We start from the raw sequence: 16,468 nt of genomic DNA, 5'->3' as shown, positions 1-16,468 counted from the left end.
GTGACCGGTTCCGCGCTTCTCCATCCGCCCCGGGAGTGGTCGGCGAGCCTCGCGGTGCTGGCGGGCGGCGCCGCGCATACGTACGGAGATCTGGACGCCCGGTCGAGGCTGAGGGCGCAACATCTCCTGGCGGAAGCGGCCACCCCGGACCTCGACGGGGCCCGCGTGGGATTCCTCATGGCGCCGGGGTCCGAATACGTGGCCACCCAGTGGGCTGTCTGGCGCGCCGGCGGGATCGCCGTCCCGCTGTGTCCCGACCACCCCGCGCGCGAACTCGAATACGTGATGGACGACGCCGACTGCTCGGCGCTCATCGGGGCCGGAGAGACGGGGCGTCGTATGGAGGGTCCCGCGTCGGAGCGCGGCATCCCGTTCCACGATGTCTCCGCCACGAACGAGGGCCGCCTCGCGCTCCACTCACCTGACTCGGGTCCGTTACCGCGGATCACGGAGGATCGGCCGGCGATGATCCTCTACACCAGCGGCACGACGGGTCGTCCCAAGGGGGTCGTGACGACGCACGGGCAGATCGAGGCGCACATCACGTCCCTCGTCGGGGCGTGGCGATGGACGCGCGACGACCGGATCCTCCACGTCCTCCCCCTCCACCACACGCACGGCATCGTCAACGCCCTCTGCTGTCCGCTCTACGCCGGGGCCACGGTCGAGTTCGCCGGGGGCTTCGATCCGGCGGTCACCTGGGAGCGGCTCGCCTCGGGCGAAATCAGCGTGTTCATGGCCGTACCGACGATCTACGCCAAGCTCCTGCACGCCTGGGACGCGGCGGAGGGCCCCACCCGTCGCCGATGGGCGCGGGGCGCGGGCGCCCTGCGGCTCATGGTGTCGGGTTCGGCGGCCCTCCCCGTGCGGGTGTTCGAGCGCTGGGAGGAGATCACGGGGCACCGTCTCCTCGAGCGCTACGGCATGACCGAGATCGGAATGGGGCTCTCAAACCCGTATGACGGCGAGCGGCGGCCCGGCACCGTAGGCCAGCCGCTCCCCGGCGTCGACCTGCGCCTCGTGCGCCCGGCCACCGGCCGCGTGCTGGCAGACGGCGTCGAAGCCATGGACCCGGGAGCATCGGGTGAGATCCGGGTGCGCGGTCCGATGGTGTTCTCCGAATACTGGCGTCGTCCGCGCGAGACCGAGGCCGCGTTCGTGGACGGGTGGTTCCGGACGGGGGACGAAGCGGTCCTCGAGGACGGCTACTATCGGATCCTGGGGCGGCGGTCGGTCGACATCCTCAAGAGCGGCGGCTACAAGATCTCCGCGATCGAAATCGAAGAGATGCTGCGCACCCATCCGGCGGTCCATGATTGCGCCGTCGTCGGAATACCGGACGAGGACTGGGGAGAGCGGGTCGCGGCGGCGGTCGTCCCGGCGCCGGGGGGCTCGCTGCGGTCGGACGCGATCGCGGCTCTGCTGGACCCGTGGGTTCGGGAGCGGCTGGCGCGGTACAAGGTCCCTCGCGCGTGGCGCTGTGTCGAAGATCTCCCCCGGAACGCGATGGGCAAGGTGCAGAAGCCGGCGGTTCTCGTGCTATTCGGAGTCGGGGCGGGGCCATTGCATTCCCCGCCCGGATGAGGGAGCGTATCCATACGGGCCCGGACCGCGCGCGCCGACGCGCCCCCTTGAACCTTGATCCCGGCGGAGTCGATCGCCCATGAAACTCTACGACCTCTCGCAGCCCCTAAACCAGGACTGCTTCTTCTGGCCGTACTATCCCCCGTTTGAAGTAAAATATATAAAGCGCAAAGTCGAGCACGGCGTGAACGCGCAGTATATTCAGACGTCGAACCACATGGGCACGCACCTCGACGCGCCGCGTCATTTCGTCACCAACGGGATGACGATCGACGAGATCCCGCTCGAATGGCTGTACGGAGACGGCGTGATCGTCGACCTGCGCGACGAGATGGGCGACCTCGCCGTGTACACGCCCGAGATGATCGAGTCGCGGGTGGAGATCCGGGACGGCGACCTCCTCATCCTCCACACGGGGTGGGAGCGCTTCGCGCAGTTCGGGGCCGAGGCGAACGAGGAGCGCTACGTCCACACCCACCCGGGCGCGCACCCCGACATGGTGCAGTGGCTCATCGACCGGAAGATCAAGGTCTGGGGCGTGGACGTGATCTCCACCGACCATCCCATGAACCTCCCCATCGGACGCTTCCTCGGGAAGGGCACCTTCGGACACTGCGACCGCGTGCGGGCGATGGCGGAGCGGGTATTCGGCGGCGCCGAGGCCGTGGACGAGCTGTTTCCTGAGGAACACTATCAACTGACCCACAATGCGCTCTTTCCCCACGAGTGCATGCACATAGAGAATCTCGGCGGACAGATCGCGGCCCCGGAACTGCAGAACCGGCGGCTCACGGTCGGGTGTTTCCCCTGGAAGTTCAAGGGAGGGGAAGCCGCCTTCTGCCGCGTGGTGGCCTTCCTCGAGGACTAGAGAAATGGAAGAGAAAGAAAAATGAGAGAGACGAGGAGAGAGACGAAGAGAGAGACAATGACTGTCGCCAAGTCTTTGAGAGCCGTCGTACTGTCTGCGGTCCTGCTGCTTCAGGCAGCGGCCCTGGCCGGCCAGAGTTATTCGTACGAGGGGCTGCTCGACTACATGGAGCAGATCCGAAACGACAACGACCTGCCCGGGCTGTCGGTCGCGGTCGCGGTGGATGGGGAGATCGTGTTCTCGGAGGGCGTGGGCGTCGCCGAACTCGACAACCGCACGCCGTCCACGGGCCGGACGGTGCACAACGTGGGATCGGTGTCGAAGGTGCTGGCCGTGGTCGGTCTCATGCAGCTCGTGGAGCAGGGTAAAGTGGACCTGGACGCCACGCTCCAGACCTACATGCCCTGGTATCCCGAGCGGGAGTTCCCGATCACCGTGCGCCACATCCTCACGCACACCTCCGGGATCCGGCACTACAACGGGGTCGAGTTCGGCCCCCATGACCTGCTCAGCCTGCGGCACTACGACGACTTCCAGGAGGCGACGGAGCTGTGGCGCGATGATCCGCTCGCCTACGAGACGGGGTCCGGCTGGATGTACTCCTCGCACGCGCACAACCTGCAACACGGCATCGTCGAGGCCGCGTCGGGGATGGATTACGAGGAATACCTCAAGCGCTTCGTGTGGGAACCGGCGGGCATGATGGCGACCCAGTTCGACATCCCGTCCCGGGTGGTGCAGAACCGGGGCCACGGCTACGTGCGCGGGGAGTCCGGGCGCTTCATCCATCCGCCGCCCGAGGACCCGAGCTACAAGTACGCGGGCGGCGGGATCATCTCGAATGTGGACGACCTGGTCCGCTTCGCGCTCGCGATCAACGACGGGCGTCTGCTCGGCCCGGAGACGGTGGCCGAGATGCACCGGCCGCAGCTCGATCCGGGGATCCGTCAGATCGATCCCTCGTCCCCGGACGGACTGGGCGAGCCGATCGCGCACGAGCAGGCGCTGGCGTGGTTCATCCGCACGGACCAGGCAGGGCGGCGCTACCCCAGTCATACCGGAACCGTGAAGGGGACCCGGTCGTTCCTGGCCAACTTCAACGACTACGGCGTGGTGGTGGCGCTGCAGACGAACGGGCTCCCCTTCGACTCGGCCCGCTACGGCGAGGCGATCGCCCAGATGTTCCTTCCGTAGCTTGTGGGCAACCGGGGACGCTCGTTCGCCGTGACGGACTTCCGCGATCCGGCGCTGCTCCCGGCCCGGGAGCAGGCGCGGCGCATCCGCGCGGGAGAACTGACCGCGACCGAACTGCTCGCGGCGTGCCTGGCCCGGGTCGAGCGGCATAACCCCGAACTCAACGCGGTCGTTACGCTGAACCCTGCCGCCGAGGCGGAGGCGGCTGCGATCGATGCCGCCCTCGCCGCTGGCGCCGACCCGGGGCCTCTCGCCGGGCTCGTCGTCGGCGTCAAGGACGTGACGGAGACGGCGGGGCTCCGAACGACGTACGGCTCGCCGCTGTTCGCGGATCACGTCCCCGAGCGCGACGCGGTCGTCGTGCGGCGGCTTCGCGAGGCCGGCGCGGTGATCCTCGGCAAGACGAACACGCCCGAGTTCGCGGCGGGCGGGAATACCTGGAACGAGGTGTTCGGCGTGACGCGGAACCCGTGGAACCCCGCCCTCAGCGCGGGAGGATCCACGGGAGGGGGAGCGGTCGCTCTCGCCACGGGGATGGTCTCGCTCGCGCATGGGACGGATCTGGGAGGCTCGCTGCGGATTCCTGCTTCGTTCTGCGGAATCGCCGGGTTGCGCCCCACGCCGGGGCTCGTCCCGACGGTGCCGGCCGCCTACCTGTGGGACGACCTCCAGGCGACGGGCCTTATGGCACGGGACCCGGAAGACGTGGCATTCGGGCTGCGCGCGATCTCGGGGCCCGATCCCGCCTCGCCGGTGTGCGCGCCGGAACCCCGCTGGGACGACGTCGAGGTCGATCTCGCCGGCAGCCGGTGGGCGTACGCCGGGGACGTGGCGGGCATCGGGATCGACGCTGCGGTGGGGGCGGCATGCCGTGAAGCGCTGGCGTTTTTTCGGGCGGGCGGCGCGCAGGTGGACGAAGTGGATCTCGATCTCTCCTACGCGTGGGACGCGTTTCTCGTCCTCCGAGGGCACTGGTTCGTGTCCCACTTCGAGGCCGAACTGCACCGGGTCGACGCCTTCGGCCCCAACGTATCCGCGAACCTCCGCTCAGGACTCTCCCTGACCCCCGCCGAGATCGGGGCGGCGGAGAACGTGCGCCGCCAAGTGAGGGAAGAGCTTCTCACCCTCCTCCAGCGCTACGACGCGCTCCTTACGCCGTGCATGGCGATCCCGCCCTTCCCGGTGGAGCAGAACTATCCGGAGACCGTCGGGGGCCGCCCGATGAAGACCTATGTCGACTGGATCGCCCCGACCTTCCTGCTCTCGATGCCGGGTCTGCCCGTCGCCTGCGTCCCGGCCGGACTGGATGCGGCCGGGCTTCCCGTCGGGTTGCAGGTTGTCGGACCCCCGCGCGGCGAGGGGCAGGTGCTCGCCGTCGCTTCGGCCATCTCCCGGGTCCGGCCCATCGGCCTCCCGCCCCTGGTCGCGGAAGCGTGAGTCGGGGTGGCAGGACGTTCCCGCGGGAACGCGTCGCGCTTGACGGAACACCGCCCGACCCACATTGAGATGCTCCCACGGCCACCGCCGCCCAGGACCCGAAACCCCCGAGGACCGATCATGATGAGTTCAAGCGACCACGCCGTTTCGGAGTTGTCCGGCGACGGGTTCGATGCCTGCGTCCGCTTCCTCCAGCGGCTCATCCGCACCCAGTCGATGCCCGGCGAAGAAGGCGATATCGCGATGCTCGTCGCCTCCGAGATGCGGGCGCTCGGCTACGACGAGGTGGAGCACGACGCGGCCGGCAACGTCATCGGTCTCCTCCGGGGGCTGGGCGAAGCTCCTTCGGTGATGTTCAACACCCACCTCGATCATGTGGACGCCGGGGATCCGGCCGACTGGCCCCATCACCCGTACGGCGGCGAAATACACGACGGCCTCCTGTGGGGGCGCGGCGCGATCGACATCAAGGGCCCGCTCGCGGCGCAGGTGCACGGGGTCGCCCGCCTCGTCGCGGCCGGACAGCGGCCGCCCGGCGATGTCTACGTGACCGGGACCGTCCAGGAGGAAGTCGGGGGCCTCGGCGCGCGTTATATGGCGGAGACGCTGCGACCCGATCTGGTCCTGATCGGCGAGCCGAGCCGCAACGAGGTCCGCCGCGGACATCGCGGCCGGATCGAACTCCGCGTTCAGGTGCGCGGGAAGATGGCCCACGCCTCGATGACCGATATCGGCCGCAATCCGCTGACCGTGATCGGGCGCTTCCTCGCGGTGCTGGAAGATGTCGACCTCGCGCACGATCCCGATCTGGGCACCTGCTCCATCGCCCCGACCCTCATCGGCACGGACCAGACCAGCGGCAACGTCATCCCGGGCCTGGCTGAGGTCACGCTCGACTGCCGGACGGTGACCGGTCAGGACGCGGCGTCGCTGCGGGCGCAACTCCTCCCCGTGCTGCGCTCGTGCGAGATCGAGGGGTCGAGCAGCGACATCCTGATCCCGCAGCACGAGCGTTCGAGCTACGCGGGGTACGAGATGACATATCCGGCCGACAACCCCGCCCTCTCGCTCCCCGCCGATCACGACGCGGTCCGGACGGCGGTCGAGGTCCTGGCCGGCCCGCTCGGGGCCGAGCCGCCGGTCGACGTCTGGGATTTCGCCACCGATGGCGGGCACTTCGGGCTCGCCGGCATGACCGTGGTCGGCTTCGGGCCGGGCGACGACCGTCTGGCCCACACCGTCAACGAGCACATCGTCGTCGACGAACTGGCCCTGGGAATCCGCGGCAACGCGGCTCTCGCCTTCCACTGGCCGGCCGCCTACGCCCGTGCGAGTTGACCCTGCACTGTGACCTGCCCGTGACCCACGGCGTCTTGGGAACAGCTTCAGGCGAGCCGATGATCCAGGAAACGGAGGTCAGGGATGGAAGGGCATAGGACGGAGTACGTGACGCGTGGGGCGCGGCCCCCCGTATCGACGGCCGCGACGGTGGCGGCCTTGGCAGCGCTGCAGTTCGCGCTCGGAGCCAGCGCGTTGGCAGGCCAGGAGGAGCGGAGTTGCGGGGACCGCGGCTCGCTCGAGGTCACGGTCCTGGACGAAACGGGAACGGCGGTACGAGGGGCCACCGTGAGCGTCCGCTGGACCGATGTCGTCCGGAGGCCGGTCCGCCGGTCCACGGGCGCCGACGGCCGCCTCGTGATCTGTGCGCCGAGGGACGCGAGGAAGGCCACCGTGTGGGGGCAGGTGGGCAGCGGCTCGAGCGAACAGGCCGTCGTCGCGTTCGGACCCGGGGAGACGCGTGAGATCGCGCTCCGCGTTCCCGCCCAGACGACGAGCCCGGGACGGCTGATGGGGCGCGTGTTCGACGCGCAGACGAAGGACGCGATCAGAACAGCCGCGGTGACCGTGGCTGGCCGCCCGCCCGCCGTCGAGAGCGACAGATGGGGACGTTTCATCCTCACCGGCGTGCCCGCGGGACCGAACGAACTTGAGGTTCGGCGCCTCGGCTACGCGCCTCTCAGCCACACGATCAATGTCAAGCCGGGACTCGCCACCGAGGTGGAGATCGGGCTCGTTCCGGACCCTGTGGAGATGGAGCCGCTGGTCGCGACGACGACCTGGTCGCCCGGGCTCGAGGCCAAGGGCTTCTACGAGAGAAGGTACTGGGGCGAGATGCTGGGCATCGGAGAGTTCATCACCCAGGACTACCTTGAGCGGTGGCAGCCGTATCACATTAGCCAGCTGCTGTCGAACCACACCAGGCTGCGGCCACGCCTCCTGTCGGCGCGGAGGGGGGCACGGGTGCGAGCGGCGGACTGCCTCACCATCTACCTGGACAGCATGAACGTCTCGAACCTTCCCATCAACACGATCGTGGTCCCGAGCGAGGTCGCCGGTGTCGAGGTGTATCGGGCGCCGGTGTCGCTACCGACCGGGCTGATGCGATTCCATTCGGGCTGCAACCTGGTCCTGATCTGGACTAAATGATCAGCCAGTAATCGCCGGAACCTCCGCGGACGCCTCCCCGGCGCCGCGGAGGTTCAGCGGTCGGTGAACTGCGCCACATGCGCGGGGGCGAGGCGCTTAGTGTGGCGCGAGACCGCGACCATGACGATGACGTTGCCGGCCATGCCGTAGATACCCGGGTGGATGCCGGCCGTCGCCGCTGCCGAGATCAGGTCCAGGCGCAGGGCGAGGTCGAGCACGAACGCGATTCCGCCGCCGGTCACGAGGCCCCATAGCGCCCCCGCCCGCGTCACTCCCCGCCACAGGAAGGTCACCACGGTGAGCGGGAAGAGCTGCGCGATGAACCCGTAGCTCAGGAGCAGCAGCTCCACGAGGCTGAGTCCCGGGATCAGTGCGAGGCCGTATGCGACCGCCCCGACGGCGATCACCATCCTGCGGATCCACCTGCGTTGGGCCGCGTCGTCGAGCGCGCCGGGCTTCAGATTCCCCCAGAAGTCCCTTACCGCCACGGACCCCGCCGCGTGCAGGAGCGCGTCTCCCGTCGACATCGACGCCGCGAGGGCACCGGCACAGAACAGTCCCACGATGAAGGGCGGAAGCCCAATCTGCGCCGACGTCACGATGGTGGGGAGGATCGCGTCGGCGGGCTGGACCCCGGGGAAGGCGAGGACCCCCGCGAATCCGATGAAGAGGATGGGGACGAGGAAGAGGGCGAAGGTCGGATAGTAGACGACCGTCCGCTTGAGCGTGTCCACGTCGCGGGCCGTGTAGATCTTCATGAAGTAGTGCGGCCACACGCTGAACCCGAACGCCGAGATGGCGACCGAACTCGAGTACGCGCCCCAGCTCCACGGCTGTCCGTCCGCCCCCAGCCCAGCCCCCCGCAGCATGTCGGGGAGAGCGGCGGCGATCGCGTCGAACATGGGCCCCACGCCGCCGTGCAGCTTCCACGGCAGGTAGAGGCCGAGCCCCCACGCGAGCACCATCATGAACATCCCCTGGAAGGTGTTCGTCCAGCCGACGCCCAGGACGCCGCTCCGGAACACGTAGATGAGGACGACGCCGTAGGCGATCGCCGAGCCGGCCCACTCCGGGACGCGGCCCTCGGTGACGACGTTGAACACGTAGCCCGCCCCCTTCATCTGGATCACCAGATAGGGGATGAAGGCGAAGATCGAGAGGATCGCGAGGATGGCGGGGATCGAGCGGCTGTTGAATCGGTGCGCGAAGAGTTCGGCCTGCGTCACGTAGCCGAAGCGGCGGCCGAGCGCGGCGACGCGGGGGCCGAAGAAGTACCACGGGACGAGCCCCACCGAAGCGTAGGCGAGGATGTAGAAGGCCGCGGCCCCGCGCGAGTAGGCCCAGCCCGGCCCGCCGAGGAAGGCGAAGGCGCTGAAGACCGAGGCGCCCATGATGAAGTAGAGGACGAGGAAGTTGAGCGAGCGGTCGCCGGCGACGTAGCCCTCGGTGCTCTTCGATGCGTGCCGCCCGGAGGCGAGCCCGATCGCGAGCGAGGCGAGCAGATACCCGATCGTCACCAGGAAGACGACGAGCCAGGCGGGCATCAGCCGCGTCCTCCGCCCGCCGCGCCCGCGTCCCCGTCGGCGGGGGCACCGGTCTCCGCCGCGTCCCGCTTCCGTTCCCACAGATAGAAGGCGAACAGGGCGAAGAAGGAGAGTAGAAGACAGACGACGACGTAGAAGAGCGAGAACGGCATCGCGAGCACGCGCGGCTCGATGGTGGCGAAGAAGGGATAGACGGGCCACACGAGCGCCACGAAGAGGAGCACGTAGAATCCCGCGACGGCGACGGCGAGGGGACTGCGGTCCTGCGTCACGGCGCGGGGTTGGCGTGGATCGTCCATCGCCGAAAAAGGGTGGCTCGGTCCGGCCGGGTCAAGACTCCGGTTTTGCCGCCGTCGGCCGGCAACGGTTGAGCGCGGGCGCGACGCGGCCGATCTTGGCTCATGCCCGCCACGCACGGAACGCGCCATCGCTTCGCCGTCGTCGCCGGCCTGCTCTGCGGCGGGCAGGCCCTGGCATCCGCCGGCTGCGTGCCGGCGCCTCCTTCGTCCGGAGCGGCGGACGTCTCCGTGAACGGCGAGGCGACGCCATCCGCTGAGGATGCCGCCGCGCAGAGCGCGGATCTCTCCACCGGAATGCACGTCGTGCTGCTGGGCACCGGCACGCCGAACCCCGAACCGGCGGCCTCCGGCCCCGCCACCGCGGTGGTGGTCGACGGCCGGGCCTACCTCGTGGACGCGGGCCCCGGGATCGTGCGGCGCGCGGCGGAGGCCGCGGAGCGCTACGGGGTGGACGGGCTCACGGCGGCGCGCCTCGACGTCGCGTTCCTCACGCACCTGCACAGCGACCACACGGTGGGTCTGCCCGATCTCATCCACACGCCCTGGGTGGCGGAGCGGGAGGCGCCGCTGAAGCTGTTTGGACCCGATGGCACGGCGGCGATGGCCATGCATGTGACCGCGGCGTGGGAGGCGGACTTCGAGAACCGGCTCAGCGGCAGCCAGCCCGCGACGCCCGACGGCTGGCGGGTGGAGGCGGTCGACATCGACCCGGGCGTTATCTACGAGGACGATCGCGTCCGAGTGACCGCCTTCGCCGTCCCGCACACGGGCTGGCCGGAGGCCTACGGCTACCGGTTCGACAGCGGGGGCCGCACGGTCGTCATCTCCGGGGACACCGCCCCGACCGAGGCGATCGTCGAGATGTGCGACGGGTGCGACGTGCTGGTGCACGAGGTGTACTCGGCCACGACGTTTCGCGACCGTCCGCCGGAATGGCAGACGTATCACGCCCAGGCGCATACCTCGACCGTCGAACTGGCGGAACTCGCGACGAGGGCGCGGCCGGGGATCCTCGTGCTCCACCACCAGCTGGGCTGGGGGGCGACGCCCGAAGAGATGGTCGCGGAGATTCGCGCCGCGGGCTACGACGGACCGCTCGCCTACGGCCGGGATCTTGACGTGTACTGAGATGCGTGCCGGTCGGAGGGTCGAGATCCGCGCCGCGTCCGCGGCGGTTGCCCCGGCGCTCGCGCTACTCGAGCTCGCGGGGTCGGCGGTCGCCGCGCCCGCGCCGGCATACTCGGCCCCGGGGCCGGCCCGTGCGGTCCGAGCGGACGCGGTTCAAGGGCGCGAGCCGCCCGCGCCGCCCCATGCCGCCGCGGCGATGCGGATGGCGCGCGAGGCGCAGCGCGCGTTCGAGCACGTCCGGCGCCGCAACTTCCCGCGCGGTCCGCTGGTCAACCCGCAGTGCGGCGAGGGGATCGGGCGCTTCTGCCTCGTCGAGGGTTGGGACGACGACGATTGGGAGGCGGTCCCGGAGGTGCCGGAGGTCGCAGCGGAGCGACTCGCCCTGATCGCGGTCCTCGACAGCGCCGCCCGGCTCGTGCCCGGTGACGAGTGGCTCACCGGGCAGCGCGTCGCCTATCGGCTGGAGGCCGGCCGCGCGGACGAGGCGCTCGCGCTCCTGGACGTCTGCCACATGGAGGGTTCCTGGTGTGAGGCGTTGGCCGGATTCGTCCACCACGAGAGCGGCCGCTACGCGGAGGCGGAGGCGGCCTTCGAGCGGGCGCTCGGCCGGATGACCGAAGAAGAGCGCTGTGGGTGGACCGAACCCGGACCGGTATTGGACCGCCGCTCGGAACACCTCGCCCGCCGCGTCCGCGCCGCCATCCAGGCCGACGCCGCGAGCCCCTGGGGACTGCCGTGGGGCGACGATCTCACCGAGATCACGCTGCGCTTCGGCTGGCCCGCGGGCTGGGAGCGGGCGCGCCACCGGATCGTGGGCGTGCGCACCGACGAGGTCGTGTGGTCGCACCGCCTTCCGGGGGCGCAACGCTTCACGGTGTCGCGCCTCGGGACGGCGGAGGAGGGGCCGCTGTGGAAGCTGGACGAAGCGGACGCCCGCACGAGCTGGGCGCCGGTCTTCGGCGAAGTTCTGGAGCTGCCCCACCAGGTGGCCGGCTTTCGGCGCGACGGACGCCGGCGCGTGGTGGCGGCGTTCGCGTGGCCGGACTCGTTGCCCACCTGCGATCTCGAGAGCGGTCTCTTCCTCGCCGACGCCCACGGCGTGACGGCCTCGCGCACCGGCCGCGGCGGTGGACCGCTCGCGATCGCGGAGCCCCGGGCGGCCGCCGCCGTCACCCTCGTCGGCGTCGAAGCGCGCTGCGAGGGGCAGCCCGGCGCCGCCCGCGCACGGATCCCCCTCGCCGCCGGCCATCCGCTGCTGTCCGACATCCTGCTGCTGCACGCCGGTGGCGCGTCTCCCTCCACGCTCGCGGGGGCGCTGGCCCGCGCCCGGGGCGACCGTGCCGCGCGGGCGGGCGAGACCCTGGCCGTCTACTGGGAATGGTACGGCTCCCCCTCGCCCGCCGCCCTCGAGGTTACGCTTTCACTGGCGCGCGAGGGGAAGGGGTTCTGGCGCAGGGCTCTCGAGTGGAGCGGCCTCGCCGGCAGCGACACGGAACAGACCGGCATCCGCTGGCTTGAGGCGGCGAACCCCGGTGCCGAGGGCCGCACCGTCGAACTCCGCCTCCCCCTCCTCGACGAAGGACGGTACCGGCTTACGCTCCACGTCCTTTCCCCGGCGCACGGAGAAGCCGAGTCCGGCGCCGAAATCGAAATCGTCGCCGCGCCTCCGCCCGCCGCCGCGCGGCGAAGCGGGACCGTCGGCGCGGGGCCCCGGCTCGTTCCCGGCCCAACCCACTCCACTCAAGGAGCCGACCCGTGATCCGCACCAAGATCGTCCCGGCCGTCGTCCGCGTTGTCGTCCCCGCGGTCGTTTCCGTCCTCGCTGCCGCCGTGCTGGTTTCGGGGTGCGGCCAAGCCGGCGAGCAGGCGGACCTGGACGCTGCGGCCACCACCGGGCGCACGCCGCAGTTCGAAAACGAGCACGTGCAGGTGTGGAAGAGCGTGATCGTGCCCAACCAGCCGCTCGAGATGCACCGCCACGACAACCCCCGCGCCATCATCGCGCTCCAGGGCGGTACGCTCACCGTGGTCAGCGACGCAGGGGAACGGCGCGAGATGACGTGGGAGACGGGCCGGGCCTATTGGCTCGACGCCGATCCTCCGGGCGAACTCCACGGAGACGTGAACATGGGGTCCGAACCCGTCGAGGTCGTCGTCGTGCAGCTGAAGGGCGTGGGCCCCGGGCCACCCAGGCCGTGATGGACCCGCCCGGCGCTTGTGGCCGCGATCTCGAGAGGGGAGAATATTCCGGCCCCCGCGCGACGACACGATCCACCCGCAGCCGATACCGGAGGCCCCTATGAACCCCCGCGCCCAACTCCCGCGACGCCCCGGCCCCGCCCTGGCCATGGCTCTTGCCCTCGTCGCAGCCGCGTCCGCGGGCTGTGCGGAGGACGGTTCGTCTCCCGCGGCCTCGACCGCCGGTCTCGAGCCGGACGAAGTGCTCGCCGATTCCCTGCTCGGAGCCTGGCTCGAGGCCGTGGGAGGCCTCGCCGCCTGGGAGAGCATCGAGTCGGCCCGTTACACGATCACGACCGTGTGGTACGACTCCACCGGCGGGATCGAGCGCATGCGACCGCGACGGGTGGAGTACCGGAAGGTGGACGGCGTCGAACAGACGAGGATCGAACGCCCCGAGGCCGAGGGGCTCTACGTCCACACCTTCACGGGCGACGACATGTGGGCCACGCTCAACGAGCGTCTCCTCGAACCGGGGATCCGGGCCTGGGACGAGTCCGAATACGTGGGGCGTGACGTGGTCTACTGGTTCGGGCTCCCCTACAAGCTGTTCGATCCGGGCGTCAACCGCCGGGCCGGCCCGCGGGAGGGCGGCGGGTACGAGGTCCGGATCACCTTCGGCGATGGTGTGGGGCTCCAGTCCGGAGACCGCTACTTCTACTACTTCCTGGACGACGACCCCTACCCGGAGCAGGTGCACTACATCTCCCAGGGAAGAGGCGAGGAGAGCCGGGCGCGCATGTACTGGGACGGATACGAGGAGGTCGGCGACTTCACGTACGTCATCTCCCGGCTCTATCGGGATACGGAGATGAACCCGACCCGCGAACTCCGCCATGATGACGTCGAGCTCAACCCCGTGCTCCCGGATTCCATCTTCCAGCGTCCGGCCTTCTAGGACTGCCGGGAGCCACCGCCGAATGCCCGACGGAAGAACCCCCGACCCGAGCCGCGCGGTCGAGGACTACCTGAAAGCGGTGTACAAGCTGCAGGCGGAGGCCGGGGGCGCGGCGGTGTCGACCACGGCGCTCGCCGAGGAGCTGGATCGCTCCGCGGCGTCGATCACCCGGATGGTTCAGGGGCTGGCGGCGCAGGGGCTGCTGAGCTACACGCGCTACCGCGGTGCGCGGCTCACCGCGCTGGGCGAGGTGACGGCGCTCCGGATCATCCGCCGGCACCGGGTGATCGAACTCTACCTCATCGAGAAGCTCGGGTACTCCTGGGAGGACGTGCACGCCGAGGCCGAGCGTCTGGAGCACGCCGCCTCGGATGTCCTCATCGACCGCATGGCGGAGGCGCTGGGAGAGCCGTCCATCGACCCGCACGGGAGTCCCATCCCCACGCGCGATGGGGAGCTCGCGGAGACCGCGTGGGTTCCGCTCGCCGATCTGGGCGACGGAGGGCGGGGCGTGGTGCGCGAGGTGTCGGACCAGAGCCCGGAGACGCTGCGGGAACTCGCGGCGCTGGGGCTGTTCCCCGGGACCCGCATACGCTGCCTGCGCGAACGCGACGGCGGCGGAGCGCTGCTCGAGGTGGGCGATCGTTCGTTCGAGGTCGAACCCGCGCTCGCCGGCGCCGTCTTCGTCGAACGCGATCCCTGACTCGGCGAACGCGTCAGTCGAGGAGCGCGGGGAGGACCGTGCCGGCCTCTCCGCGGACTGCCGCGGTCGCCGCGTCGGTGAGGGTCGTCCGGCGCACGTTGACCTCCACGATGTGGCCTCCGGCCTCGAGCGTCGCGAGCGGCAGCGCGGCGGCGGGGTAGACGACGGCGCTCGTCCCGATCACGAGGCAGAGGTCGGCCTGCTCGGCCAGTTCCCGGGCGCGGTCGAGGACTTCGGCGTCCAGCGGCTCGCCGAACAGGACGACGTCCGGGCGGCGCAGGCCGCCGCACGCGCCGCAGCGGGGCAGGGCGTCGCCGAGCGGCTCCGCCGGGAAGCGCGTCCCGCAGCCGTCGCAGCGGTCGCGGCCCACGGCCCCGTGAAGTTCGATCGGGAGGGCCGGGTCGGCGGAGGCGTCTCCCGCCTCCTCGAGGGCGGCGCGCGTGTGGAGGCCGTCCACGTTCTGGGTTACGAGACCGGCCTCGCCGCGGCGCAGAAAGAAACGTGCCAGCGCCCGGTGTCCGGCGTTGGGCCGGCAGGCGGCGAGCGCGGAACGGCGCCAGGCGTACCACTCCAGGACGGTCCGAGGGTCGCGCGCCAACGCCTCCGGCGTGGCGAGTTCCTCGGGCCGGTACGACCTCCACAGGCCCCCGGCATCGCGGAAGGTGGGCACGCCCGACTCGGCGGAGATGCCGGCGCCGGTGAGCGCGATCACCCGCCGGGCTTCGCGCACGAGCCTGCGCGCGGTCCGCCATTGACCCTCTTCCATCGCCCGCCGATCTTTGTGGTGCCGACCCCTGCCTCGGCGCGCCGCGCCGCCCGCCCGCCGCGCCGCCCGCGAAGGACGCTGAGCCATCCTGCGAGACGGACCAACGAACGGACGATGAGCGCGTGAGTACGAGAATCAAGGCCGACGGAGGTACCTGGCGTGCCACGCTCGCCGAGGAGGCTGGCGAGAGCGTGGTCGTTTTCTTCTGCACCTCGACCGACCAGCGGCCCTATCGGGTCGTCCGGGTGGACGCGGACCGATACGCGGGGAGCGGGAGCTTCGACGAGATCCCGGAGGAGGAACTCCGGGCGCTGTTCGACGCTTCGGGTTCGATGGGGATTCCGCGGGACTACCCGACGTACGGTCCTTGAGCGGCGGAACCGCGGGCGGAGCGACGCCGGGCGCGGGAGCGGCTGCGGGCGTCGATCTCCATCTTCACTCGACACACAGTGACGGGACGCTCCCCGTCGACGAGGTCGTGCGGACTGTCGCGGAGGCCGGCCTGGCGGGCTTCGCGCTCACCGATCACGATACGACCTCGGGACTCGCCGAGGCGGAGGCCGCGGCCCGGAGGCACGGCCTCCGCTTCCTGCCGGGCGCGGAGTTGTCGGCCAACGAGCCGGTGCGATCGGTGCATCTCCTCGCGTTCGGCTTCGACCGCGAGCACCCGGGGCTGCAGGACTTCCTCCACCGGTATCGGGAAGACCGGCGCCGGCGCGCGCGACGGATCGTCGAACTCCTGCAGGCGGCGGGGGTAGCGTTGACCGACGAGGACGTGGAGCGGCAGACGGGCGCGGCGGCCCCGACCCGGGCGCACGTCGCGCGCGCGCTGGTCGCCGGGGGGCACGTATCGGACCTGAATGCGGTGTTCCGGCTATATCTTTCACGGGGCTGCCCCGCGTTCGTTCGCAAGAAGGAGACGCCGCCGAAGCTGGTGTTCGATCAGGTGCATGCGGCGGGCGGGGTCGTATGCGTCGCGCACCCGGGGACGATGCACGGCGTGGATGATGTCCGCCGGTGGGCGGGCGAAGGGCTCGACGGGGTCGAGGTCGTGCACCCGGCGAACAATGCCGCCGTGCAGGCCCGCATGAAGGCCGTGGCCGACGAACTCGGCCTGCTCACATGCGGCGGCTCGGACTGGCACGGACCGAACACGGGGAGACGGAGCCCGGGCTGGGCGCATGTGCCCGCCCGCTGGATGGAGGCGATCCGCGAGCGGACGCACTTCGGTCGCGCCGCCCGCCGGAATTCGGTTCGGCAATGACCGGCAGGACGGTTACCTTGTCATATGTCGGCGGGGAGGTTCCCGCCCCGGAGGTAAA

Annotated in this window: 16 protein-coding genes; 13 read left to right on the top strand and 3 right to left on the bottom strand. The window is 70.5% G+C overall.

Annotation, left to right across the window (positions count from 1 at the left end; translation table 11 throughout):
* The 6 genes from ACPXY0_RS10220 (at position 1) to ACPXY0_RS10195 (ending at position 7,570) form a co-directional block, all read left to right on the top strand.
* A complete protein-coding gene (locus ACPXY0_RS10220) occupies positions 1–1,584 on the top strand; it encodes an AMP-binding protein (RefSeq protein ID WP_423924434.1) in 1,584 nt (527 codons plus the stop codon).
* 79 nt (positions 1,585–1,663) lie between these two features.
* Positions 1,664–2,452, top strand: a complete 789-nt coding sequence (locus tag ACPXY0_RS10215; RefSeq protein ID WP_423924433.1) for a cyclase family protein — start codon at positions 1,664–1,666, stop codon at positions 2,450–2,452.
* Positions 2,453–2,527: 75 nt separating this feature from the next.
* A complete protein-coding gene (locus tag ACPXY0_RS10210; RefSeq protein ID WP_423924432.1) occupies positions 2,528–3,646 on the top strand; it encodes a serine hydrolase domain-containing protein in 1,119 nt (372 codons plus the stop codon).
* A 30-nt stretch (positions 3,647–3,676) separates the two neighbouring features.
* Positions 3,677–5,083: an amidase gene (locus ACPXY0_RS10205; RefSeq protein WP_423924431.1), complete on the top strand. Its 1,407-nt coding sequence runs from the start codon at positions 3,677–3,679 to the stop codon at positions 5,081–5,083.
* Positions 5,084–5,206: 123 nt separating this feature from the next.
* Complete coding sequence (locus tag ACPXY0_RS10200; RefSeq protein ID WP_423924430.1) at positions 5,207–6,421, top strand: M20 family metallopeptidase; 1,215 nt, start codon at positions 5,207–5,209, stop codon at positions 6,419–6,421.
* Positions 6,422–6,505: 84 nt separating this feature from the next.
* Positions 6,506–7,570, top strand: a complete 1,065-nt coding sequence (locus ACPXY0_RS10195; RefSeq protein WP_423924429.1) for a carboxypeptidase regulatory-like domain-containing protein — start codon at positions 6,506–6,508, stop codon at positions 7,568–7,570.
* Positions 7,571–7,623: 53 nt separating this feature from the next.
* Here ACPXY0_RS10195 and ACPXY0_RS10190 read toward each other — a convergent pair whose 3' ends face one another.
* Both ACPXY0_RS10190 and ACPXY0_RS10185 read right to left on the bottom strand, forming a co-directional pair.
* Positions 7,624–9,114, bottom strand: coding sequence for a sodium:solute symporter family protein (locus tag ACPXY0_RS10190; RefSeq protein ID WP_423924428.1), 1,491 nt, complete (start codon positions 9,112–9,114; stop codon positions 7,624–7,626).
* Positions 9,114–9,413: a hypothetical protein gene (locus ACPXY0_RS10185; RefSeq protein ID WP_423924427.1), complete on the bottom strand. Its 300-nt coding sequence runs from the start codon at positions 9,411–9,413 to the stop codon at positions 9,114–9,116. Before ACPXY0_RS10185 ends, ACPXY0_RS10190 begins: the two co-directional genes overlap by 1 nt.
* A gap of 102 nt (positions 9,414–9,515) precedes the next feature.
* Between ACPXY0_RS10185 and ACPXY0_RS10180 the strand changes: the two genes are divergently transcribed.
* The 5 genes from ACPXY0_RS10180 (at position 9,516) to ACPXY0_RS10160 (ending at position 14,380) form a co-directional block, all read left to right on the top strand.
* Entirely contained in the window at positions 9,516–10,541 is a 1,026-nt protein-coding gene (locus ACPXY0_RS10180; protein ID WP_423924426.1) for an MBL fold metallo-hydrolase, read from the top strand.
* A gap of 1 nt (position 10,542) precedes the next feature.
* Positions 10,543–12,300: a hypothetical protein gene (locus tag ACPXY0_RS10175; RefSeq protein ID WP_423924425.1), complete on the top strand. Its 1,758-nt coding sequence runs from the start codon at positions 10,543–10,545 to the stop codon at positions 12,298–12,300.
* Positions 12,297–12,740, top strand: a complete 444-nt coding sequence (locus ACPXY0_RS10170) for a hypothetical protein (RefSeq protein WP_423924424.1) — start codon at positions 12,297–12,299, stop codon at positions 12,738–12,740. Before ACPXY0_RS10175 ends, ACPXY0_RS10170 begins: the two co-directional genes overlap by 4 nt.
* A gap of 100 nt (positions 12,741–12,840) precedes the next feature.
* A complete protein-coding gene (locus tag ACPXY0_RS10165; RefSeq protein ID WP_423924423.1) occupies positions 12,841–13,677 on the top strand; it encodes a hypothetical protein in 837 nt (278 codons plus the stop codon).
* Positions 13,678–13,699: 22 nt separating this feature from the next.
* On the top strand, positions 13,700–14,380 hold the full coding sequence (locus tag ACPXY0_RS10160) for a metal-dependent transcriptional regulator (RefSeq protein WP_423924422.1): 681 nt from the start codon (positions 13,700–13,702) through the stop codon (positions 14,378–14,380).
* Between the two features lie 13 nt (positions 14,381–14,393).
* Here ACPXY0_RS10160 and ACPXY0_RS10155 read toward each other — a convergent pair whose 3' ends face one another.
* On the bottom strand, positions 14,394–15,146 hold the full coding sequence (locus ACPXY0_RS10155; protein ID WP_423924421.1) for an NAD-dependent deacylase: 753 nt from the start codon (positions 15,144–15,146) through the stop codon (positions 14,394–14,396).
* Positions 15,147–15,268: 122 nt separating this feature from the next.
* Between ACPXY0_RS10155 and ACPXY0_RS10150 the strand changes: the two genes are divergently transcribed.
* Together ACPXY0_RS10150 and ACPXY0_RS10145 are read left to right on the top strand one after the other, a co-directional pair.
* Complete coding sequence (locus tag ACPXY0_RS10150) at positions 15,269–15,517, top strand: hypothetical protein (RefSeq protein ID WP_423924420.1); 249 nt, start codon at positions 15,269–15,271, stop codon at positions 15,515–15,517.
* The gene (locus ACPXY0_RS10145) at positions 15,514–16,410 is read left to right on the top strand and encodes a PHP domain-containing protein (RefSeq protein WP_423924419.1); all 897 of its coding nucleotides are present in this window, start codon (positions 15,514–15,516) and stop codon (positions 16,408–16,410) included. The genes ACPXY0_RS10150 and ACPXY0_RS10145 overlap by 4 nt, the downstream gene beginning before the upstream one ends.
* The last annotated feature ends 58 nt before the right edge of the window (positions 16,411–16,468 follow it).

The sequence above is a fragment of the Candidatus Palauibacter sp. genome (assembly GCF_965237495.1).
Lineage (GTDB): Bacteria > Gemmatimonadota > Gemmatimonadetes > Palauibacterales > Palauibacteraceae > Palauibacter.
This window is presented reverse-complemented; position numbering and strand designations above follow the sequence as displayed.